This window comes from Shewanella sp. YLB-07, from assembly GCF_009377275.1.
Genome location: NZ_VOQB01000004.1, coordinates 460,881 through 485,107, shown reverse-complemented (window position 1 = coordinate 485,107; position 24,227 = coordinate 460,881). Strand labels below are relative to the sequence as shown.

Sequence of the window (24,227 nt, the reverse complement as noted above, 5' to 3'; positions counted from 1 at the left end):
GCAGGAGGTAGAGCAACGCAGGAGCTTGTTGCCGAGAATAACTATTAGCTTCAAATATTCGCAAGCCGCATGGATGTGGTGAATGTCTATATTGCAGGAGCAAATATAGCCCTTGCCTACAGCGCTTTGAACTCCCGTTGAATGATCAGATACTTACTCGGAATGGTATTACCCTTCGGAATGACGGGGAAAACTGAAAAAGTATTCAAGCTGGATCCTGAAACGAGTTTAGGATGACGACTAATACACAAACCACCAGAAACCACCAGAAACCACCAGAAACCACCAGAAACCACACGTCATTCCAGCATGCCTGTGGCTGGAATCCAGCAGTTCCAATTACAAAGTAAAAACGTCCTCCCTTCCTAAAATCTTACCTCTGTAAATATTAAAAAATATCATCACATTAGCTGTTGATAATTCAACCGTTCCCCGTTAAGTTCACTATACTTTTACCCATTATTTAAATCAGCTTTTCCCTCTCCGTTATAAAAGGAATTTGTAATGAATAGATCTAAGCTTGCGCTGCTAGTCGCATTTTCTCTGGTTTTACCTCACTCGAGTCTTGCTGCGACTCAGTCAAAACCCGCCAGTCAATATACCAAGGTAGCCAATGCTGCGGTACTGAAGGCCTTACCCTTCAGTGACAGACAAGATTTTGAAGATGCCCAACGGGGCTTTATCGCCAAACCTGATACTGTCACCATCAAGGACTCTCAGGGCAATGTGGTCTGGGATCTGGAGCAGTACAAGACCTACATCAGTATCGATAAGGACGCGCCAGATACAGTTAACCCAAGTCTGTGGCGAAACGCTCAGCTTGTGATCCAACATGGTCTATTTAAGGTCACCGACAACATCTATCAAGTTCGTGGCTTCGATCTATCCAATATCACCTTTATCAAAGGTAAAACAGGCTGGATTGTCTTCGATCCACTTATCTCACCCGAGACTGCGAAAGCCGCGCTGGACTTTATCAATGAACAGTTAGGAGAGCGTCCGGTTGTGGCTATCATCTACAGCCATAGCCATATCGATCATTACGGCGGCGCAACAGGAATTGCTACCACAGAGCAAGTTGCGTCTGGAGAGGTGCAAATTATCTCACCCGAGCACTTTACCGAACATGCAGTCTCAGAAAATGTGATCGCAGGTAACGCCATGGGACGCCGCGCCATATACATGTACGGTGCTATGCTCCCCCGCAATGCAAAAGGGGGCGTCAATGGTGGTCTGGGAATGACAGTCTCGACCGGGCTCGCTGGCCTATTATTACCTAGCCATGAGATCACCAAAACCGGTGAGAAACTCAGTATCGATGGGATCAATATGGAGTTTCAGCTAACGCCTGGCAGTGAAGCTCCAGCCGAAATGAATACCTGGTTCCCTGATATGAAAGCGCTCTGGATGGCAGAAAACTCCACCAATACCATGCACAACATCTTGACACTGCGTGGGGCAGAGGTGCGAGATGCATTGATTTGGGCCAATTTCCTCGACGAAACCATCGATACCTGGGGCAGCCAGGCCAAAGTAAAATTTCAAAGTCATCACTGGCCAGTATGGGACACTGAAAACATCATTCCCTATTTTAAAAAGCAGCGTGATATCTACAAATTTACCCATGACCAATCAGTACGTCTGATGAACCAAGGTTATACAGGTGAAGAGATCTCCGAGATAATCACCTTACCTGCCGAGCTGGAACAAAACTGGCCGACTCGCGGTTACTACGGCACCCTTCGCCATAATAGCCGCGCCGTATATCAAAAGTATATGGGCTGGTATAACGGTAATCCCTCAAACCTCAATAACCTGCCGCCAGAGATGGTAGCGACAAAGTACATGGATTTTATGGGCGGCGAAGCTGCCGTGATCAAAAAATCCCAGGCTTCATTTGATAAAGGAGAGTATCGCTGGGTTGCTGAAGTGATGAAACATGCCGTATTTGCTAACCCTAAGAGTCGACCAGCTAAAGAGTTACTGGCCGATGCTTTCGAGCAACTTGGCTATCAGGCCGAATCAGGTCCGTGGCGCTCTGTGTATCTACAAGGTGCCTATGAACTGAGAAATGGTGTCCCATCCGCAGGAGGCACCCAAACGGCAACGCCTGATACCATTCGCGCCATGACCCCGGATATGCTGTTTGATTTCTTAGCGGTCAGACTCGACTCGGCAAAAGCGGCCGGGAAAGTGTTTGATATCAATATCGACTTTACTGATCTTAAGAGTAAGTACACCTTAACGATAGAGAATGCCGTTCTGCACCACAGCCAAAACCAGGTTGCTAAACCTGATGTCGCTTTAGTCATGTCGATGAACACCATGAACAGTATTCAGCTTAAAGAGTTCACCTTCGATGAAGCCATCAAAAATGGTTCAGTGAAGATAAGTGGCGACAAGAAACAGTTTAATGAGTTTCTCGGTATGCTGGACGACTTCAACTTCTGGTTTAATATCGTGACACCATAGCTGTCACGCCTTAATCATAAAAACTGAGTTCCTAGGATCTAGATCCTAGGAACGCTTCATTTTACTTACAACTTACTGCTTTAACTGTGCGATATTCACCTAGATAGTAAATATAGGGACCACAGACGCCCTACATCTTACCTCAAACATTCAAGCTGGATCCTGAAATGAGTTCAGGATTACTCAGCGAGTAATTTAGAACCAATATCGACAATACAGCTCCATAAGTCTGAGATGTTGGCCTAGCTGCTGATGCTGATGCTGACCACGAAAAAAATCCCGTTAAGGAGTGAACTTAACGGGCAAAGGGTTGATGATGCTATTTTAATGCTTGTGGTTTACAACAGAGATTCGAGTTTGTTCTTTAAGTAAACACTCGATTCTATGGCTCTCATCCTTGAGTGCCTATTTGGGGATCTTACTTTTTAATCATAGGGTTAATGTGGAGTCTCCATTTAAAACCTAATTCACTGGCATTTCATCCGTTGGTGTTATAGCCAATGCGTGCATGCCTTTAGGACCGGCCTCTACCTTATATTCGACAGCTTGGCCTGCCGCCAGAGTCCGGTAACCTTCCATTTGTATGGCAGAATAGTGGGCAAAAACATCTTCACCACCGGCGCCTGGACAGATAAATCCAAAGCCTTTAGTGTTGTTAAACCACTTCACCGTTCCTTTCATCATGCCTAGAATCCTTCCATCTTAATTCGACGATCTGGATATAGAACTTGAATCGCTATCTAGCCCTTCCAGTCTTGTTACCGCAGCTTCGAGAAATTAATAACCAACAAAATGTCATTAACTTGTTAAATTACTAAAATGATAATACGTGATCTGCAAGTATCATGGCACTGTTCAAATGGGCAGTAGCTCAACTGAAAAAGATAAAATGTCTTCTTCATATCGAGCAGGCATCAGTATTAAGGAGAGCATCGAGCTCACTGCAGGTTAAGTTGTGGTGCCGGAGCATGTCCCCGAGATGGTGTTTTAGTCAATGATATACAAAAAAAAGCCCGTTCAAGGGGGAACGGGCAAATATTGGTCTTAAATAAGAAATTTACCGAGTAAATAAAAATAAGAGAATATATATTATTTAATCCATCTCATTTCAATGAGCTGAACCGAATAATAAACAAACAATTAAAATATAATTCAATCTGAGTTTAACTTATTCTGAGTAACTAATAACCTGCATGTCTAAATGTATAGACAAAAGCAAATATATTATGAGTTCATTATCCTGTATAAATGACACTTTAATAACTGTTCCCTCAGACAGCTAGAATATAATGAGTTAACCATTCTCCGTACCATATAAAGCTAAAACCCAGTAACCATAGGTTATTAGAGAGTTCTCTTATATTCATGAATATATATTTAAATATTGACGTTATTCATCCTAAAGAATATCAGTTTATAATTTAAACACCTAAAGTATGATATTTAAACAGCTTATATTAAGCCTTGCCTAATTGCACAAACAATCGCCTGTGCCCTATTTTGTACATTGAGCTTCTTATAAATGTTTTTCAGATGAAACTTCACTGTTCTCTCTGTGATAGAGCAGATCATGCCAATCTCCCAAGATGACTTTCCTTCGGAAGACCATGCCAATATCTCCCGCTCTCTCTTCGTCAACTCCTCCACCGGGTGCATAAGACGGGTCATGGCCTGAGCCGAAACCGCATTGATCAATTCTAAGGTCGCGAGCTGCTCCGTGTTGAGCGAACAACCACACACAGATGTGATGTTCAGCTCCTTATAGATATGTCTGGAAGAAAAAGAACCTATGCTGGCTCCCTCCTTCAAGCCCATCTCCTGTGCTCTCTCCAGAAAATTGAACTGATTCTCTGACAGCGACATCATCGAAGGGACAGACTTCCAATTAAAAGAGTTCCTGAAGGACTTGGAACAACTCACTATCGGGTCAATATATTGAAATTTTTTCTTCTGATATATGCTGTCCCACTCCGCACTCTTGGCCGCGAAACCAAATCCGGAACTAACGACCCTCTCAATATTAATACTGTGATCCGGGCGGATAACCAGAGTAATGAGAGCCACTCCATCAACTTCCAACAAGTTTTGTAAAGTCTTAGCACATTGCAGTATCTCATCACAAGATGATGAGGCACTAAACATTTGATATACATCTGAAACTTGCTTTATATTAAGCGAGATATTATTCCCTTCCAGCAATCTCATTATTCATCATCCTTCAATTGAATGTTTCGTTAGCCAGGTCACTGCAATAACAAAAAATAAAATACAATTAAAGTATCACCCTAGCGGTAAGTTCCCCTACCGATACTCGCCTAAGCTATAAATTTAATCTCAATCAAACCAAGATGCAAAGAAAAAAGATCGATCTCTTAACAAAAAAATCACAGTCATCAAGATCGGCGATTGCACAAATCAATTTTAATCAAAAATAGCCATGGTTTGATAAGATACTCAATTAACGGCGGTTCCCATCGATTCAAGCTTGATCCGCTTGTGTATTTTACACCTGAATCCATGGGGTGACATGGTAAGAGCAAACTGCTCAGTCACTTCACTGCTCGCCTGCATGGGCTGCAAACTGAAGTTTCTGAACAGAGTACTGAACGCCAACTTGATCTCCATCATGGCCAACATCCTTCCGGGACACAATCTGGCCCCGCCCCCAAATGGTTGAAGTGAAGAAAATGAGGCCTGATCTTTGTCCAGCCAACGATTTGGGTTGAAGCTGTTAGGATCGCTGAACAGATCAGGGTTAAAACCGTTGGCGTGTAATATTAAGAATATCGGTGTTCCCTTACTGACACTATAGCCGCCCACTTGGGTATCTTGTATCGGCTCCAGATAGAGCAGAGGTGTCACTGGTTTTAATCTCATCGCCTCATAGGTGATGGCATTGAGAAAAGATAATCTGGGGAGCGGCCAGCCTAAAATACCACTAACATTCGACTCCAGTAGTTCTCGATTTAAACGCTCCTCAGCCTCCCCATCGTTTGATAATAAGAATGCCATCCAGGTGAGCGTATTGGCCGTGGTATCCTCCCCCGCTAGCAGGAAAGTGACCGCATTGGCGATGATATCATCATCGGAAAGAGAGGTGTCTTCTTGTTGCACAGTCAACATGACCTGTAACATATTTTCCGGTTTTTTGGCCAACTCAGGGTTATCGGCCATTTTTTCCTTTTGGTTGCTGATGAAACCCTTTACCAGCGTCTTAACCTCCTTGAGGGAAGCATCGAAAGCTTTATCTGCTCTCGACGGAAATAAGCGCCAGATAGGTACAGGTGACGTGATTCGTTTGTTCATGGTTGGAAACACAGTTTTCAGGCAAGCTTCTAATCTGGATGAGGAATTTTCCAGTGAATTGAAATCTTCACCGAATGCCAGCCAAGTGGTGACGTCGACGGCATAACGCTTAAACTCATCCAGAAGATCGAACTCTTGCCCCGAAACGGCTAAGTATTCGAATCGCTTCTCCAGCCTCTTGGTGATGACCTGTAACAGGGGGAAAAAATGCTTCAGATGACCAGGCTGAAAACTAGGTTCTGTGAGTTTTCTGTGGGTTTTCCATTTCTCCCCCTCCGCAGAGAATATACCGTTTAGCCCAGCCTCTTCAAAAACCGTTTCTATGCTCTTAATTCTTCTGAATTGCTCTGGACGGCTACGTAACAAGGTCTTAATCAATTTAGGTTCGGCCACTATCATCACAGGCTTAATCCCTAACCTGATCCGAAAAATATCTCCATACTGCTCAATCCATTTCAACATCTGGAGGTGGATATCGGTTTGCTTCAATGCACTGACATGCCCGAGAATACTCGTTGCCGGAGGCCCGGATAATTGAGAGAGTGATTTCATTTTTAGCCCTGAGTAAACTTACATTTTATTAATTACCGGCAGAGAACATCTGCTCTCTATAGTTTCCTGTATAAATTTAATGAACACAAATACTATTTTATTTATAAATATTATTTACAAACGTAATATCAATTTAATAAAATTCACTTTTAAAATTATTTTCAAACATTCTCATCGTTCATGATAATAATTTAAAATATAAATAGGAACAATTACGCAACCTTAATCTCTTACAAAAATAACTTTTCCATGAACTTAAGTTCACTCAACGAAATACTTCAAGGGTTCAATTACTCTCAGATCTTTAACTAGCACCTCAGGACTTCAACAAACTTCCCCTTCAAACGCCTTATTGCAATATCCGACATTTACAACTGACCTTTCGGACAGTACCTAAGGTTCTATTATCGCGGTGTAATTCACCTTGAAATTTGCCCAAATTAGTAGAACCCTATGCTGGAATCAAATCAGACTCCATTAACAAATCAGACTCCATTAACAAATCAGACTCCATTAACAAATCATCACACCAGTGATAATGTCCATCGCTTTGCAGTAAATCCCCCCCAGTACCTCGTCACCCATAGCCCGAATCAAGGGCAGATGGACAAACTATATCGACTACGCGCCGAGGTATTTTGTCGTGAACTCGCCTGGGTCGGAAGCCCGGAAGATGAGAAGGAATATGACAACTTCGATAATACATCGACCCATCTGGGACTCTTTATCGATGGTCAAGCGACCGGATACCTGAGAGTACATCATCACGACACTCCCTGGATGATCAATACGATTTTCAGCAGCCCTCTGCTGGGCTCTAAACCTACAACTCAACTCGCTAACTCTTGTGAAGTATCCCGACTATTAATCAAGTCCACTCACAGAGGAAAAACGAAGGTGAGTAATCACCCTCCTCTGAACCTGTTGCTGTCACACTTACAAAATTATTGCCGCAACAGAAACATCAGGTATGTCTACATGGTAGTGACACCCGCAACACGAGTCGTTTTTTCCCGAATAGGCTTTAAATCGACCCCGTTATCCAAGCCGGTTAAGATGGATGATGGTTGTTATGCCATGGCGGCTGTACTGGATTTTGGACAAGTCGAAACACTGATCCCTTCGAAGAAAACTCTTTGCTCCTAGCGATTTTATTTAAAGAGAGCCGCTAGATGACTACCTCATCTAGCGGCGCTAAAATCTTATCTGCTACTCGAAACGCATTAGCAAGAATCGTAAAGGTTGGGGTCACACTACCACCCGTTAAAGCCATGAATGAACGAATGAACGAATGAATTAACTGACTTAAACCTTCTCAAGTCGCGCTAAAATCTTATCAGCCACCCGAAACGCATTAGCATAAATCGTAAAGATTGGGGTCACACTACCACCCGTTAAAGCCATGAATGAACGAATGAATTAACTGACTTAAACCTTCTCAAGTCGCGCTAAAATCTTATCAGCCACCCGAAACGCATTAGCATAAATCGTAAAGATTGGGGTCACACTACCACCCGTTAAAGCCATGAATGAATTAACTGACTTAAACCTTCTCAAGTCGCGCTAAAATCTTATCAGCCACCCGAAACGCATTAGCATAAATCGTAAAGGTTGGGGTCACACTACCACCCGTTAAAGCCATGAATGAATTAACTGACTTAAACCTTCTCAAGTCGCGCTAAAATCTTATCAGCCACCCGAAACGCATTAGCATAAATCGTAAAGGTTGGGGTCACACTACCTCCATTAGGCATAAATGAACCATCGGTCACATAGAGGTTATCGCAATCATGTACTTTACAGTTCTTGTCTAACACAGAGGTTTTTACATCATTGCCGAAACGACAACCACCGGCGACTAAGTTTGAAGTAGGCTGAGTAAAAACATTACCCCAAGCTTGATGAGCCCCCATGGCTTTCATCACTTCAACGCCTCGATCCACCAGATACTGAGCCACCTTCTCATCATGGGAATGAAAGCCTGCTCTGACTTTGGCAACGCTCTGACCCCAGCGGTCTTTCTCTACAGGGTCCAGACTGACATAGCATTCATCATTAGTTAGCCAGTCACAGAAAACTTCAAACTTAAAGTCTTTCGACTTGGTGAAGTGGGATTTGATCTTCTGTTTCAGCGGCGTACCCCACAACAGGTTTTCCCCTTGCCACTTCAAGCTGGCAGTCTCCCCTGTTGGCGATGGTGGATCGAAGACAAAATCGAGTGTGCCGCCTTTTATTGGTTTAGATGAGACTGCTTTATCGTCAATCTCATACCAGTCCTGCAGGGCTCGATTGAAAAAGGGACCACGAATTTTAAGCTGCTTGGCCTCGAACTCTTTGAGCTTACCCATCTCAAACACACCATGACCCGTACCTCCGGCGCAGCAGTGCAGGTTTTTTCCCACCTGCTGATAGGTATTTCCTATGCCATTGGGATGTTTGTCGCCAGTGCTACTGAGTAACAGGCGGGCACTCTCAATGGAGTAACAGGCCACCACAAACAGCTTAGCCGTAACGCGCTTTGAGCTGTTTTCATCGGTCAGATCGAAATAATCCACGGAGCTTATTTGTCCAGAGCTGTCCGTATTGAGCCGATATACCTTAGCCTGAGTGACTATCTCACAATTGCCGGTTTTTACAGCCGCATCTAGCAAGGCTGCACGAGAGCTAGCCTTTGCACCGGAATGACAGCCATAACTGCCACAATAACCTGAGTATTCACAGCTTTTTCGGCCATTGAAGGGGATAGAGAGAATACCGCGAGCCATGGGTAAGGGATGCAGCTTTAACCCCTTACAGGCGGCATCGAAGCGCTGAGCGACAGGATGTTCTGCGGTCGGTGGAAAGGGGAAGTCTATGGTCGAACGCGGCTCTAACTGCGGATGCTTTACCACTTTGCCAGAGACGCCAATCACCTGTTCCACCTTGGTATAGTAAGGCTCGAGATCATCATAACTAATGGGCCAATCGACATTGTTAGCACCTTCAATGTCACCATATTCAGTGACTAACCTGAAATCTTGGGGCTTGAGACGATGAAAGTAAGCGCTCATAAAATTAGTCGCGCCGCCGACAGTATTGCCGCCCCAAAACTGAGCCGTAGTGTCTGATGACCAAGTGTCATCACCATTAGGCTCCTCAAGTACATGACGCTCATCCTTAAATTGTGAGCGAAACACACTGTGGCGAACCAATTGCTCATCTTTAAAGAAATCATTTTCTTTAAACCAGTTACCCTTCTCCAACACACCGACCTTATAGCCCGCCTTTGCTAACTCATAGGCGATAGGACCCGCGCCAGCACCACTGCCAACGATACAGATATCAAACTCTTGCTTACTCATGCCATCTCCTGCTCTGTTGTCAGCTAGCTAAAATCTAAATAGGTTTTGCCTTGAATCGGACGCGGGAAACCAGGCTGATGTTCGAGCCACTGCCAGCCGATACCATCTGTATTGCCACCATAGATAGGGTCTAAGGTCAGGGACTCCAGTAAATAATAGAGCAGCAATGAAAGCCAGTTCTCACCGGTGCGACTCTTGGCTATCTGCTTAAGCACGACATCTTGCTCATTCACCCCTAGCTTGATGAAACTAGCGCCATGGGTCGATTTTGCTAACTCTTCGAGCCAACCAACACCGCGCAAGATAAATGCCCTGTCACCATCGGCTAAATTGTCAGGATCATCGAGTGCCCAGGTCAGATATCTAAATGCGTTAAGATCTTTTGCCGAAGGTCCATCGTCATCATCGGGAAATAACTGCATCTGCACCGCTGCAACTACAGCTTGAGCATGGGAACTAAAACCTGCATCACTGCCTCTCTCCTGGCTATCAACCTCATCAGCGGCTGCAACTACTGAGGGCTTAGCACCAATCAAACCGAGTAAAACTGCGGCAGCACCTGTTTGTCTTAAAAAGGCTCTGCGGTTAAGGCCACTACTAAAGACACTGACTAATTCAGGCTTGCTTGAGCCCGCTTTTAACGGCTTATCTTTTAATTGTGCCTCAGTTAACGGGGTATCTTTTTTCAACATACGCTCTCCTTGCTGCAGCCCTGGCTTGCCATTAATTCTTGCCCCATTTGAGGTATCATCTGGTTCCACTGAGCAATATTACTACTCAGGGTATCTGTAATACCATCGACCTGCTTGATGACACCATTGATATCCACTAAGAAACTGGTTGGCGTGCCCATCACACCATAGAGGTGAGTCACCTCGGCTTCATCATCGAAGGCTATAGGGTAATTAGTCGAAAAATGAGATTGAAAACGAGTGATTTCAAATAAAGAGTCACTCCAACTGGTATTAACAGCCAACAGTTTCACCCGCTCTCCAAGCTCATTTTGAATATCCACCAGCTTAGGTGCCTTCTTCGTACAGGGGCCACACCAGGTATTCCAGAAGATGAGATAAACTGACTTATGTCCCTGATAATCACTCAGGTTAAACTCGGTTCCATCGAGTTGCTTGAGCGCAAAGTCGGGGGCGATTTCCCCCACAGATAAAGGCGCTGTCAGCGCCTTGAAACCAATAAATAATGACATGACAAGCACCCCATAAATCCCTTTAACCATCCTTCTCTTCATCATATGTGCCTAAATATCATCCAGTAAAAACATCTATTATTAATACCAATCGGTATAACAGCAGACCGCAAGCTCTAATAAAACAATTCAAGTTAAATGAGTTTTGCATCTTTTATTGATTTAGAACAATTTTTAACAAGCATCATGGACGCTCCCCATCAAGCACCGAGTATTTTTTAGCCCTCCTTGGAAGAAGGCACTTAAAGTCAGGTCGAAATATGGGTATTTTCAACCTTTTGCTACGTTGGGGGATTTAAACTAACCTGATGTTGTCAAAGACTAGAGCCACCCATTTAGCAAGGGGACTATTACACAATATGAAAAGAAGATTAGGGTTAGCTTTTTGTTTGATGATTATCGTAAGCGGGATCGCTTATCACTTCCTATCACCACAAATTTTGGTCAGAAATCATTCTGACAGAAGCTTTTACCAAATTATTTTTAACCTGCCGACAAGCCAGCTCACCTTTGAGCCCGTCAAGGCTAATAGCCGCCAAACCATCTACTTCTCCCCACAGGAGAAAACAGGCCTAGTCACTTATCAGCTTATTTCGATTAATGGAGCTCAGGTAGCGCAAGGCCATATAGAATATCAATTCGACGATAACAATTTTTCTCAATTCGGGACTAAGCTCAGCTTCATCATAGATGAGCAATATCGAATCAGCTTTAGCAGTAATCAACAGTAATGATTACAAAAAAAAGTGCATCTTAAAAAAGAGGCAAAGTGTTGAGATTATTCCATACTTATCCAAGATAAAACTCAAAGTATTGGAGTCTGATATGTCGCGGTCGTTAATCCCCAGTTCCAGCCCTTATGCAGATTTGATAGGATTTTCACGTGCGGTGCGGATAGGCAATCATGTCTGTATCGGCGGTACAGCTCCGATAGATAAAGGGGGAAATACGGTCGGCCTCAATGACCCGGCAGCACAAGCCCAACAATGCATACAAACCATCATACATACATTAGAAGTAGCCGGAGCCAGTTTAGACGATGTAATACGTACTCGAGTGATGGTTACAGATATAAAAGACTGGCCGAAAATTGCCGAAGTACATGGTGAGTATTTTAAACATATCAGACCCGCTTCCACCCTATTCCAAGTTAGCCGCTTCATCAATCCTGAATGGCTAATAGAGATAGAGGTAGATGCGATAATAGACATAGATCGCTGTATTGATTAATTATTAATCTCAGCATCTATAATGAACATTAAAGTAGATGTTGTCATCCATCAACATAGATCACTGTATCGATTAGCGCTTAAAGCTTAACGTTAAGCGCTATGTTCATCAATGGATTAAGACAAGAGCATGCGCCACCACATCCCAGGTAGGCTAGTGAAACCTGTAGTGTAATGTTTCAGCTCGCCATCTTTAAATACCATCAAGGTCGGCGTCAGCTGCACCGACCAATCACGGGCAATGTCATTATTACTGTCGTTGATGGTCTCAAACTCATAGCCCTTATGCTGAAGATATTTGACCATCTTGTCATCGGGTCCCGAGTTCATCGCCACTGTGACTACTGGGTACATGCTGGCCATGGTATCCACTGCCGGACTGACAAAGTTACACACCGGGCACCAGGTGCCCCAAAAATACACCAATACCGCCTGATCTTGGCTCAAGGCATCAATATCGATATCAGTCCCGGCTAAGGTCATGCCTTTGATATCTGGCAGGTTATCCCTTGGAATATCCTTACCACGCCAGATGTCCATCACTCCGGTGATCACTATGGCAAACAGCATAAACAGGGCTATTTGCTTAAGCCAGCCGAAGGCCCTTCTCAAAGGAGTAAGCGCCACGGTATCTAAGGCTATTTTTCCAGCCTGAGTTTTATCCTTACTATCGTCAGCGGCTCTACTCATTAGCCTTTGGCCTCAATCACTTCTTCAAGCTGCTCTTTGAGCACATCATAAGACACGAGTCCTGGAATAATCTTATCGCCAAAAATCATGCTTGGGGTGCCGCCTATGCCTAAGTTCCTCATCAGCTTGATGTTATCATGCATCATCTCGTTGACTCGAGAGTCCGTCTTTCCTAACCATTTCTCGGTATCGGTCAACTTAGCGACTTTAGCTATAGATGCTGAGTCGAGTCTACGCGGGCTAGACATCAACATATCTTTCAATTTTATGTACTTCTCAGGCTCGTTAAGCCAAACCGTCTGCGCCAACTCTACCGCCAGTTCAGACCCTTCCCCTTGCAGCGGCACCATCTTGATGATGATCTTCAGCTGAGGAAACTCTTCGATCAGCTTATTGAGCGAGGGTTCAATTTTCTTGCAGTAAGGGCAATTGAAATCGGTGAAATACACCATAGTGATCTCAGGGTTTTCAGCTCCTTTCCAGGGGTCGCTCTTAGTTTCATACATGGCGCTATAATTATCATCCAGAGCCGTCTGCTTGGCAGAATTTGCCCCTAACTGCTCACGAGTCTGCAGCGCTATGATGGCTTCCTTCAAGAGTTCAGGATCATTAACCAAGGCATCCTTGATAATGGCTCTGACATCTTGCTCTTGCTGAGCCGTTAAACTTGTCACCTCGGCGTGGACCGGTGAGATAAATGACAGCTGTGAGGCGATAAAGAGTGCAGAAGCGGTAATGCCAGACATGGCAATAAACTGCAGTTTTCTTGATTGCATCAGTTTTAGCGGGCTAAATTTATGCAACTTAGGCTCATTGGACTGGCTGTCTAACTTAGATACTGATTTCATCTTATATTCCTAATATTTTGGCTAGCTCAAGGTAATGGGCTCACCTTGAGCTATAAATGTGTCTGATTAACCTGTGTTTTATTTATATAAAAACACTTATAGATTCACTGATTTATTGTTTAATTCTCTGCTCGGCCGAAGCCGTTGGTGCTGTCGATGCACGCTCAATCGCGGCTAACACCCCTTGTGTAGACAAGATCACAGGTAACTGGATGCCATCGGGTGCCCCTGGGCCGTAAACCACATTAAATGGCACACCGAAACGATTATGCCGCTGCAAATAGTTGGTGATGTACTCAGATGGCTTAGTCCAATCTCCTTTCATAGTCATAAGATTGTCTTGCTTGAGCTGACTATAGACAGGATCTTGCAATATCACCCCCACCTTATTGGCCTTACAGCTGATACACCAGTCGGCAGTCACATCGACAAAAATCGTCTTACCCTCGGCCACTTGCTCGGCTATCACCTCTTCGTTTAACGGAGTCCACACCAGATCTGTGGGCAAAGGTTTCGCCCATTGCTCTGATGTCATAAAGGCGCCTATGGCGGCAAAGATAAGCGTGATACTAAACGTCGCCACGACCGCGGCGGCGCCAATCGTTTTTGCCATAAAGATGAAGAAGGTCACCAGTAAGACAGCTGCTGCGACAAACAGATAGCTGGTTGCCAGGAAATTGCTCAATAGACTGATGAGCCACAAACTAGTGATCAGCAGTAATACCGAGAAGATGACCTTAACCACACTCATCCAGCGACCGGGTTTAGGGAAGTAGTTCGCGATCTGAGGGAACGCTGCCACTAACAGCCAAGGTAGTGCCATGCCCAAAGCCAACGCAGTGAAGATCACCAACAAGCTGATGGTATCGGCGCCAAGGGCAAAGGCGACCGCAGTCCCCAAAAATGGTGCGCTACAAGGCGTCGCCAATAAGGTCGCAAACATCCCCTGAAGAAAATGCCCCCTGTTGTTATTGCCCCCGGTTGTCGCCAACTTAGTTTGCAGACTCGAAGGCAAGTTAATCTCAAATGCCCCAAGCATATTGATGGCAAAGATTGAGGTCACCAGGGCCATAAAGCCGATAAACCAAGGATTTTGGAACTGCACCCCCCAACCTATCGCCTGTCCGGTAAACTTGAGCATCAGGATAAAGCCCGCCAGTAACCAAAAAGAGACCAAGATCCCCAGCGCAGAGGCGATAAATTGCTGACGAATTTGATTACGTTCAAGATCCGGCGCCGAGACCACTGAGCTTAACTTCATGCCAAGTACCGGTAACACACAGGGCATCACATTGAGTATCAAGCCACCAATCAAGGCGATAAGCATCATTTTGAGCAGAGATGAGCCCTGGGCGATGATTTGAGTCGGTTTCACCTCAGATGAGTATTCCAACGCACGCTGGGAATCGACCACAGTGACATGCAAACTTTTACCCAGTAATTCAGGCTCACCCAGCCAGCTGCTACCATCGAAGATAGCGACGATTTTCTCGGCTTCGCCTACATCGGCGGCTTCTCTCTTGTTGACACTCACTAGCTTGAAAACCGTGTCCGGCTCGCCATCTATGATCAATTTAGGCTGACGCCAGTGAGTACCGTCGAGCACCACTTCCAGCTGTGACTTGCCACTGTCCCAACCTAGTTTTATTGCGGAATCAGCGTCTTGTGCTGTCACCTTCAATGGCACACTAGAAACCGCCCTGTTATAGGCGAACATGGCATCGGTGTCGGCCTTAAGAGTACCGGTCTCGATATCCAAGTTGATCTCATAATCCGTGAGCACACAAATGGTGGTACACGAAGACAAGGTGAACTTGCCATGCAGTTGAGTATTGGCTTCAATATCATCTAAAGTCAGCAGCAAGGGAAAAGTGACTTCATCTTGATAACCAAAGGTCTGCATGCCTAGCAAGGAAAACTGCTGCGGTGCGGGCCATGACCAATCCACCTTCTGTAGATTCGTGGACTTGTCCCACTTAATACTAGGGGCTATTCCCCCCTCTCCAGGGCTACGCCAATAGGTCTTCCAGTCCCCATCAAGCTTAACTTCGAGTACCGCGGGCATAGCCTTAGTGACTGGATCTAATTCCCCGGTCAACATCAAGCGTACCTTCACCGGCGGATGATTGGGGTTAGTTAGCCAGCCAGTGGAAGCTGCAACTGCCATCTGGCTTGCACTTAAAGACAATAAGACACATAAAGCCAAGAACATTGATTTAATAGACTTCAATTGACTCTCCTTTTAATGTTAGATATTGATACTTAAATTTAAATTGTTTGCTCAATTGCATGTTCAATTTATTACTCAAAATAATAGTCATAGCCATCTTCACTTTATAAATCGTTCCATAATGCGTTCCCTTGATACTTGAATAAGCGCGTAATACCCAGGAACGAAGAAGGAGCCAATGAGTAATACACTCAATAAGCCGCCCACTAAGGTAAACCCGATATTCTGTAACCCCACCGCGCCGGCACCAGATGCAAATAGCAGAGGTGCGATACCTAAGATGAAAGACCATGAGGTCATATTCACCGCCCTAAATCTCAATGCGCCACCTTGCTTAGCCGCCTCGATAATTGATAACCCCGCCTCTCGTTTTAGCTTAGAAAACTCGACAATCAAGATGGCATTTTTTGCCGCCATGGCGATAAGCAAAACCAGTCCTATCTGAGCATAAAGGCTAAGAGAGAAGCCGCCCAGCTTGAGCGCCAGCATGCCACCTAAGATTGCCGTTGGCACCACCAGAATAATCGCAAAAGGCAATGTCCAGCTTTCATACTGAGCCACCAGCAAGAGATAAATAAATATCAGCGCAAATCCGAAGGCATAGATGGCCATATTGCCAGCAAGCTTCTCCTGATATGAAAGACCACTCCACTCATAGGTATAACCCTGAGGCAATACCTCTGCGGCGACACGTTCCATGGCCTCCATGGCATCCCCCGTTGAAAAACCTGGGGCGGACTGACCTTGAATGATGACTGCGCCATACTTGTTATACCGCCAGATGATATTCGGCGCTAATGTCGGCTTAACTGTAACCAACGTGCTCAAGGGGATCATCTCCCCGCTCTGACTTCTCACCTGATACCTGGCAATATCTTTTACCGACTCTCTAAAAGCACCATCGGCCTGCAATGTTACTTTGAAAGACTTTCCAAACTGAGTAAAATCATTGATATACAAGGATCCAAGATTAATCTGCAAGGTTAAGAACACCTCAGACAGTGGCACCCCAAGTTGTTTCGCTTTCAGTCTGTCGATGTCGAGATAATAGTGCGGCACATTCGCCCTGAACGCGCTGAATACACCTTGCAGCTCCGGCTCTTGATTCGCACTATCGATAAGGTCTTGCATCACAGCGCCAAGTTCCGCCTTGTCTCTACCTAAGGTATCTTGCAGCACAAACTCAAAGCCTGTGCCAGAGCCAATACCCGGGATGGTAGCAGGCCCAAAGCTGATAAGCTGAGCCTCTGGTAACTCGGCTTTTGCCCACTGTCCGACCCGAGAGATAATATCCTCGACGCCATGGAGACCTTCCAGTGCAGCACGTTCATCCCAATGAGCTAAACTGACAAACATTCTGGCAGCATTAGATTGCATTGAACCCGATAAACCTGAATAACCGGCCGCTGAAGCGATATTTAACACCCCAGGCTCAGACTTAAGAAAAGCTTCTACTTTGGTGATCACTTGCTCCGTGCGGCTCAAACTCGCCCCATCAGGCAAGATGACATTGACGAAAAAGATCCCCTTATCCTCTTTCGGCACGAAGCTGGTGGACGTCGACTGAACTAAATAACCCAGTGCCGCTAATGCCCCAAGCGAAAGTATCACTAAAACCAGACTCTTTCTGATCAATACCGAGGCGGTCCTGCTGTAGCTTGCGGTAATATTGTCAAAGAATCGATTAAAGCCGATATACCACTTAGGATAATTTTGTACACCTGGCTTTAATAATAAGGAACACAAGACAGGGCTTAAACTCAAGGCAACCACAGCCGACAAGATCAGTGAAAAAATCAAGGTCATGGCAAACTGCTGATACATGATCCCAGTCACCCCGGGTAATAGGGTCACAGGAATAAACACGGCTAATAAGACCAAGGTTGAGGTGATTATCGGCCCAGTGACCTGCTTCATCGCCTGCTCTGTGGCCGATTTAGTACTAAGGGATGGAGCTTGAGCTAAATTAGCTTCAACATTTTCAATCACCAAAATGGCATTATCCACCACAATGCCAATAGCCAAAATCAGTCCGAACAGGGTCACGGTATTGATGCCAAAACCCGCTACCAACATTAATGCAAAGCTGCCAACTATCGAAATAGGAATAGCAATTAACGGCACTAAGGTGGCTCTTACAGAGCCAAGAAACAAGTAGGTTACTAATACCACCAGAATAACGGCCAGTACTAATGTCCAAAGCATGCCCTTAATCGATTCAGTCACAAATAATGTGGTATCAACTTGGGTGTTATACATCATGCCTTCAGGCATAAAGGCTTGCATCTCTTTAAGCGCCGCTTTTACCGCATCGGCCACCTCGATAGCGTTAGCCCCGGGCAGCGTGGTTATCTGAATTTGCGCCGATGGCTTGCCATCACTGATCCCTGCGCCAACATAGTCTTCCTGCCCGAGCTCCACGGTCGCAACATCTTTGAGATAAACGGTATGACCCGACTTATCTGCACGCAGTATGACATTCTCAAACTCCTCAACCGTAGCAAGACGCCCTTGAGTCAGTAGCGAATACTCTAGCTCTAACGGTTTATCGCTGGGTCTCGCCCCGACACTGCCTAATGGCGCTTGAATATTTTGCTCAAGCAGCGCCTGCTGCACATCAGAAGCGGTAATACTCAGGTGCGCCATCCTATCTGGATTAAGCCACATACGCATACTGAGGAATCGATTACCGTAAAGCACAGATTCAGACACCCCCTTAATTCGGGTCAACTTATCTGTGACCTGTAGCGCCACAAAGCTAGATAAGACCTGTTCACTTATCTGGCCATCTGTTGAGGTAAAATCGATCATAATTAGAATATCAGGTGAGTATTTTTTCACGCTTAAGCCATTCCCCAACACCTCAGAAGGCAGCATGGGCTCGGCTAATGCCAGGCGATTTTGCAAATTGACCTGAGCAATGTTTGGATCTGTGCCCACCTCGAAGGTCACAGATAGACGATAAGTGCCATCGTTGCTACTTTTAGAGCTCATATAGATCATATCTTCGACGCCGTTAATGGCATCTTCGATAGGCCTGGCTATGGTCTCTTCAACCACAGAGGCACTCGCCCCCCGCATCGATGCAGTGACCTGAATTTGAGGCGGGGTGATAACGGGAAATTGAGACACTGCCAGGTTAGGTATCGCTATGATGCCAGCCAAGGTGATAATCAAAGACAGAACGATGGCAAACTTTGGCCTATCGAGAAAAAACTTACTGATCATGCGCCTACCACCATCACTTGAGCGTTAGCAGCATCAACCAACTTGGCCTTAACCCAAGAGCCAGTTTTAACCCGTTGCAGACCATGAGTGATCACCACTTCGTCAACCGTCATCCCCGCATTAACGATAACCTGATCGCGCACTTGCTCACCGATACGAATATCTCTGCGTTCGACTCGCTCATTAGCGTTGACTACAAATACATAGAATCCCACTAAATCTTGCAACAAGGCACGCTGAGGCAGTAACAACACAGATTCAGCCAGACTTTCGGTCACAGTGAGTTCAACATATTGTCCAGGTAATAACAGCTGCTTTTGGTTATTAAACTCGGCGCGAACATCAACTGTGCCCGTCGCTTTATCGACACGATTACCTAAATAAGTGATCTCACCAATTTCAGAAAAAGCTTCGCCTGAAGTAAAAAACAGCGAGACGGAGGGCAATTGAGCACCAGTGGCTTGTAATTTCTTTTTGGTCTGATGGAAAACCGTTTCACTCACCTGAAAACTGACATCGATTGGTGACACAGTCACAAGATCCACAAGCGCTTCACTCGATGGTGATACCAGCTCACCAAGCGCCACCTTGCTGTTACTGATCCGTCCTGAAAATGGTGCCCGTATTTGGGTGTAATCCAACTCGGTTTGAGCTAACTGAATTTGTGCTTTGGCCGACGTTATTTGCGCCTGAGCTAATTGTTTTTCAGCAAGGAAACGGTCAACTTCAGCTTCACTTATCGAGGAGTTAGGCAGTAAAGATAGCCCACGTTTATAATCAAGATTAGCCACATTCAAATTAGCTTCGGCGCTAGCCAGCAGAGATTTTGCATGGGACAGTTTTGCCTGATAACGGCTATCATTGAGTAAAAACAGTAGCTCGCCTTCGGCAACAATATCTCCCTCATTAAAATGCTTGGACACTAGATAACCTGTGACTTGAGCTTGCAGAGCAACGTCTTCTTTTGCCGCGACCCGCCCCTTAATTTTAAAGTTATGATGATATTCGTGTGCGGTGACTCTTGCAGCCTTCACAGCCACAGCAGCCTCTACACTTTTGTTCCCATCAGCATAAACTCTATCTGGAAAAACCACAGTCGCTACAACCAAAGGCGTCATAATGCATACGCTAGCTAACAAAACTTTATCTAATTTCAAAATAACCTCAAATCCCGTCAATGACGGGCTAGCCTGCTAAGGTCTCACCTAAGGCGATAACGCTTATGCAGTAAATATCTACATGATGATAAATACGCTGCGAGAGCAACGTGTCCAGAGGTAAGTCACTTATGATTATCGGGCTATTTTCAAACTAGTCAGCTAAGGCTTTTGTTACTGTAAATCCAATACATGTGGCCAATGTGATAAGCCTAAGTCTCAGATACAGTAACGCCAAAAGATGAACAAAATTGACCCAATAACCGCTAAATAGCGTAATTAAAGTGACTTAATCTCTCAGTAGAACAGATGAGTTTTTATTCTTGAAAGCGACACAAGGAGAGGTGTATTCGCCTGGGTTTAGCTTGTTCGCCAGGCTCTGGATAGCGTGTGATGACACGATACACGAGGGGAAGTAAGGGGAGTAAAAAAAGCAGTACCAAAAAAGGTAAGCTACTGGGTGCATCCATACACACACGCATGGACTTTTCTGATAATTCACACTTTTTGAATTCGAACGCTTTAAGCTCTGCGCCTTGAGTGAGCTCTTTTGCACTAGCACTGACATTCGACTCTGCACTTACATGTGCTGGGAGTAAAGCAGCCGACATCGCCTGCGCACTCTGTTGATTGAGTAGCAGGTTAAGAATTCCACTATTTTGGGTCAAACAGAATAGCGTCAGTATGGTAAAAACCAGTACTGTCCAACGATTTCCTGTTTGGTTAGCAAAAAACTTATTGATGAATAATGTCCTTTTTGAAACGTAAACTTACATTCGGGCTAGAAACGCAAACCTGAAACCAGGTTTGCTAATGGGATCTGACAGTGGAGCTCAGATGCGCCTGTTGGATAAGACCGGATAAAGGCAAAAATAGTTCATAAAAAATATTTTTATTTTCTCAATCGATTTTCATTCTCACTAAGTGAATAAAAAACAATCTATTGCATGACACACAAGCTTATCTTAAGTTATCTTTATAAGGTTATTTATTGAACACAGCACATTTACTAGCCCCCCTATTACAGGTGACTATTTCTATAAAAGTAAGTGAAATCAGAATAAGAGCCGTGGTAGTAATTCATCTAACAAAGTTGAAAATGGCCAAGGAGAAGGTATGAGCAACCCACATTCTACTGATGCAAAGCCGATTATTGCAGACAATAAACCTAAGAAAGTCGAACTCACCAAGGGTCAGGAATATTATTTCTGTGCCTGCGGCCAATCTAAGAAGCAACCCTTCTGCGATGGCTCACATGCAGGCACTTCATTTAAACCTAAGGCCTTCACAGCAGAGCAAGATGGCGATGCATATCTTTGCGCCTGCAAGCACACGGCTAATGCCCCCTTTTGTGACGGCACTCATAAACAGTTCACCGCCAAACAGGTTGGCAAAGAGGGACCAGGCCCGGCTAAAGATACCAAATCCGACGCCATGCCCTTGGCTAAGGCCACACTAGAGGAACCTACGGTGGAATTTATCCACCAACTTGCCCGAGAAGGCCTGTCAAAACTTGGCCATCATGGTCCCATGACCTCAATGGGTGTACCCCGTCATCTACTGCCTCATTGGGATGATATCCAGATAATGACGGCCCAAATGGCCACTAAGCCATTACAGGAAGACCAAGCCGTCTCGACCGAACTGATCATAGGCCCCGAAGCCCGTAAGCCGCTTAAGCTCAAGATCCCACTGTTTGTTTCGGATATGAGTTTCGGCGCACTTTCCGAAGAAGCTAAAACAGCCCTGGCTATGGGTGCTGAGCTTGTTGGCACTGGAATATGCTCTGGCGAAGGTGGCATGCTCCCCGAGGAACAAGCACAAAACTCCCGCTACTTCTATGAGCTCGCCAGCGCCCAGTTTGGCTATCGTGAAGAGCTACTACATTCTATTCAAGCCTTTCACTTCAAAGGCGGACAAGGGGCAAAGACAGGCACTGGAGGTCACCTACCGGGAATAAAAAACCGAGGGAAGATTTCACAGGTAAGAGGCATTCCCGAAGGTCAGCCAGCCATATCACCGCCCACCTTTAAGGAACTCAATAATTCATGCGACTTTAAGCGTTTTGCAGAACGTGTCCGTGAGATCAGTGGCGGCGTGCCCATAGGGTTTAAACTCAGTGCCAACCATATCGAACGTGATATCCAGTTTGCCCTGGACGCCACTGCCGATTACATCATATTAGATGGCCGCGGCGGCGGAACTGGCGCGGCTCCGGAGATGTTCCGCGACCATATCAGCGTACCCACGATCCCAGCCTTAGCTCGTGCTCGTCGATTTTTAGATGAAAAAGGTGCCAGCGGAAAAGTCACCTTAATCATCACAGGTGGAATACGTGTCCCCATGGATTTTGTCAAAGCCATGGCCTTAGGCGCCGACGGCGTCGCTATCTCTAATAGCGCCATGCAAGCCATAGGCTGTGTAGCCGCCCGTATGTGTAACACCAACAACTGCCCTTCCGGCATAGCCACACAGAACCCGGAGCTGAGGAAGAAACTCAATACCGACAAGGCATCGATGCAACTCGCTAACTTCTTCACTGCATCGGTGGAACTAATGCAGGTTATGGCCCGCGCCTGTGGTCATCATAGTTTGAGTGATTTTAACAAAGATGACTTAGCCACCTGGCACAGAGAGATGGCACATCTTTCGGGAATACATTACGCGGGATTCACGCCATTAGATTAATGGTTTCCCCCACCGAAGTTAGTCCACCTTGGAATGAAGGTGGATTTTCATTTTCAGCATAAGTTCATTTGGTATTGGCTGATTTATTTGAAGTTAGTAACTTCATGGTTATCTAACGCTTCCCAGCGGGGAATGTGCAGCTACTTCTGCGAAACGCCGTAAATCCCTCCATGGAGGCTCTGCGATGACATCCATGTCATCGAAGCTCGCAGCCGCATCTACACTGGATGATTTCAAAGATAATAGCCTCTAAGGTTTAGTCCAATTTACTGACGTTTTAATAAAAAATATTTTAATCAGTAAAAATAAAAGCTCACTTTTAGTTATGTGAACCAAAGCTCTCGGTTTCCCCAACCAAAATGGTCATTGCTTCACAGAAAACATACTGATAAGTTACTAAAATCATAAACACTAAGACGTTAGTCTTTTTTAATTACGACTGAAATTTTGTAAAGAAATTTGAGATAATAAATGGAACTTTGAGTAGTGAATGAGAGAAAAATTGCTCTATGGGCGCTTATAATAACTTTTTTAGGTTGGGTTGGGATCAAACCAGATCACTTTATATCTGCGGTTCTTTGGTTATGGGAGCTAATTAAAACTTTATTTATAATTTTATCGGATATATTTACCTTTTCAATCAACATACCTATTTCACTACTTATCATAATCTCTGTTATATGTTTTAAAGTAGGTAAAATTCACTTCAAAAATAACTCAAGTGTTGGAGAAGAGCCCCATGGAGTTGATGAAACTGATGAAGCTGACAACTCTGAGCCACTATCTGATTTATCAGAGAGGCAACAGCTTGTGCTCTTGGATATATATAGTCACGCAGGTCCTCATAAAGGTTATGGGCAAATTATGCGCAAACTTAGAATTGACTCTCACATGCTTAATCAAACTATAGAACAACTGATTGAACTAGGCTATTTGGTGATGGCTGGTCGCTTCGGGCAAAATTATCCCGTACTTTCAAAGTATGGCAGAGATGTTATCATCCAGTTTGTAGAAAACCAGCATCAGTCCAATTAACGACAAACAGCAGCTAAAAAATGCAAGTAAACAGGTACTTCATCCTTATCACCTTTTTGCAAAGGTGAGCAAAACACTACCTATCCAAATTGCTATAAACGTTACCACGTATCCGATTACCATCCTTTATCCAATCAAAGGCTCATGAGTTAGAGTCTAAATTATCACTCATTTTTGTTTAGAATAGTTTTAACAAATAAAGCTAAAATCGAAGAGGTAATCACCTCAAAACCAGATCAGGTGTAAA

General features: G+C 44.8%; 18 protein-coding genes. 6 read left to right on the top strand and 12 right to left on the bottom strand.

Translation table 11 applies throughout. The features are described 5' to 3' along the window. The first annotated feature begins 504 nt into the window (after nt 1–504). Entirely contained in the window at nt 505–2,472 is a 1,968-nt protein-coding gene (locus tag FS373_RS11700) for an alkyl/aryl-sulfatase (protein ID WP_144045236.1), read from the top strand. Nucleotides 2,473–2,934: 462 nt separating this feature from the next. On the opposite strand, the gene cspD is transcribed toward FS373_RS11700, so the two are convergent. From cspD to FS373_RS11685, 3 genes are all read right to left on the bottom strand, one after another. After that, nucleotides 2,935–3,156: a cold shock domain-containing protein CspD gene (cspD, locus tag FS373_RS11695; RefSeq protein WP_144045235.1), complete on the bottom strand. Its 222-nt coding sequence runs from the start codon at nt 3,154–3,156 to the stop codon at nt 2,935–2,937. Nucleotides 3,157–3,924: 768 nt separating this feature from the next. Beyond that, nucleotides 3,925–4,677: a helix-turn-helix transcriptional regulator gene (locus tag FS373_RS11690; RefSeq protein WP_144045234.1), complete on the bottom strand. Its 753-nt coding sequence runs from the start codon at nt 4,675–4,677 to the stop codon at nt 3,925–3,927. A 249-nt stretch (nt 4,678–4,926) separates the two neighbouring features. Continuing rightward, nucleotides 4,927–6,330 (bottom strand): cytochrome P450, encoded by a 1,404-nt coding sequence (locus tag FS373_RS11685; RefSeq protein ID WP_144045233.1) that lies wholly within the window; start codon nt 6,328–6,330, stop codon nt 4,927–4,929. Nucleotides 6,331–6,783: 453 nt separating this feature from the next. Between FS373_RS11685 and FS373_RS11680 the strand changes: the two genes are divergently transcribed. Continuing rightward, on the top strand, nt 6,784–7,476 hold the full coding sequence (locus FS373_RS11680; protein ID WP_152829480.1) for an acyl-homoserine-lactone synthase: 693 nt from the start codon (nt 6,784–6,786) through the stop codon (nt 7,474–7,476). A 512-nt stretch (nt 7,477–7,988) separates the two neighbouring features. On the opposite strand, the gene FS373_RS11675 is transcribed toward FS373_RS11680, so the two are convergent. Genes FS373_RS11675 through FS373_RS11665 form a run of 3 tightly spaced genes read right to left on the bottom strand, consistent with a single transcriptional unit; the run spans nt 7,989 to nt 10,875 of the window. After that, on the bottom strand, nt 7,989–9,671 hold the full coding sequence (locus FS373_RS11675; protein ID WP_152829479.1) for a GMC family oxidoreductase: 1,683 nt from the start codon (nt 9,669–9,671) through the stop codon (nt 7,989–7,991). Nucleotides 9,672–9,694: 23 nt separating this feature from the next. Further along, nucleotides 9,695–10,363: a gluconate 2-dehydrogenase subunit 3 family protein gene (locus FS373_RS11670; RefSeq protein WP_144045230.1), complete on the bottom strand. Its 669-nt coding sequence runs from the start codon at nt 10,361–10,363 to the stop codon at nt 9,695–9,697. Next, nucleotides 10,357–10,875, bottom strand: a complete 519-nt coding sequence (locus tag FS373_RS11665; protein WP_227992696.1) for a peroxiredoxin family protein — start codon at nt 10,873–10,875, stop codon at nt 10,357–10,359. Before FS373_RS11665 ends, FS373_RS11670 begins: the two co-directional genes overlap by 7 nt. A gap of 359 nt (nt 10,876–11,234) precedes the next feature. On the opposite strand from FS373_RS11665, the gene FS373_RS11660 reads away from it, so the two are divergent. Both FS373_RS11660 and FS373_RS11655 read left to right on the top strand, forming a co-directional pair. Continuing rightward, a complete protein-coding gene (locus FS373_RS11660) occupies nt 11,235–11,606 on the top strand; it encodes a hypothetical protein (RefSeq protein ID WP_227992692.1) in 372 nt (123 codons plus the stop codon). A gap of 94 nt (nt 11,607–11,700) precedes the next feature. Beyond that, nucleotides 11,701–12,105 carry a RidA family protein gene (locus FS373_RS11655; protein ID WP_152829478.1) on the top strand — a complete coding sequence of 135 codons (405 nt, stop codon included), beginning with the start codon at nt 11,701–11,703 and terminating at the stop codon, nt 12,103–12,105. 116 nt (nt 12,106–12,221) lie between these two features. Here the strand turns inward: FS373_RS11655 and FS373_RS11650 are convergent, their stop codons facing one another. The 6 genes from FS373_RS11650 to FS373_RS11625 all read right to left on the bottom strand — a co-directional run bounded on the left by FS373_RS11650 (nt 12,222) and on the right by FS373_RS11625 (nt 20,925). Beyond that, nucleotides 12,222–12,674, bottom strand: a complete 453-nt coding sequence (locus tag FS373_RS11650) for a protein disulfide oxidoreductase (RefSeq protein ID WP_407695652.1) — start codon at nt 12,672–12,674, stop codon at nt 12,222–12,224. A gap of 119 nt (nt 12,675–12,793) precedes the next feature. Next, nucleotides 12,794–13,642, bottom strand: coding sequence for a DsbA family protein (locus tag FS373_RS11645; protein ID WP_227992691.1), 849 nt, complete (start codon nt 13,640–13,642; stop codon nt 12,794–12,796). Nucleotides 13,643–13,754: 112 nt separating this feature from the next. Beyond that, nucleotides 13,755–15,872, bottom strand: a complete 2,118-nt coding sequence (locus FS373_RS11640; RefSeq protein WP_152829476.1) for a protein-disulfide reductase DsbD domain-containing protein — start codon at nt 15,870–15,872, stop codon at nt 13,755–13,757. 99 nt (nt 15,873–15,971) lie between these two features. Next, on the bottom strand, nt 15,972–19,100 hold the full coding sequence (locus FS373_RS11635; RefSeq protein WP_144045227.1) for an efflux RND transporter permease subunit: 3,129 nt from the start codon (nt 19,098–19,100) through the stop codon (nt 15,972–15,974). Continuing rightward, entirely contained in the window at nt 19,097–20,257 is a 1,161-nt protein-coding gene (locus FS373_RS11630; protein ID WP_144045226.1) for an efflux RND transporter periplasmic adaptor subunit, read from the bottom strand. Before FS373_RS11630 ends, FS373_RS11635 begins: the two co-directional genes overlap by 4 nt. Nucleotides 20,258–20,574: 317 nt before the next feature. Further along, nucleotides 20,575–20,925, bottom strand: coding sequence for a hypothetical protein (locus FS373_RS11625; protein WP_227992688.1), 351 nt, complete (start codon nt 20,923–20,925; stop codon nt 20,575–20,577). A 448-nt stretch (nt 20,926–21,373) separates the two neighbouring features. On the opposite strand from FS373_RS11625, the gene FS373_RS11620 reads away from it, so the two are divergent. Continuing rightward, on the top strand, nt 21,374–22,945 hold the full coding sequence (locus FS373_RS11620) for a glutamate synthase-related protein (RefSeq protein WP_152829475.1): 1,572 nt from the start codon (nt 21,374–21,376) through the stop codon (nt 22,943–22,945). Nucleotides 22,946–23,431: 486 nt separating this feature from the next. Continuing rightward, nucleotides 23,432–23,980, top strand: coding sequence for a hypothetical protein (locus FS373_RS11615; protein ID WP_152829474.1), 549 nt, complete (start codon nt 23,432–23,434; stop codon nt 23,978–23,980). The last annotated feature ends 247 nt before the right edge of the window (nt 23,981–24,227 follow it).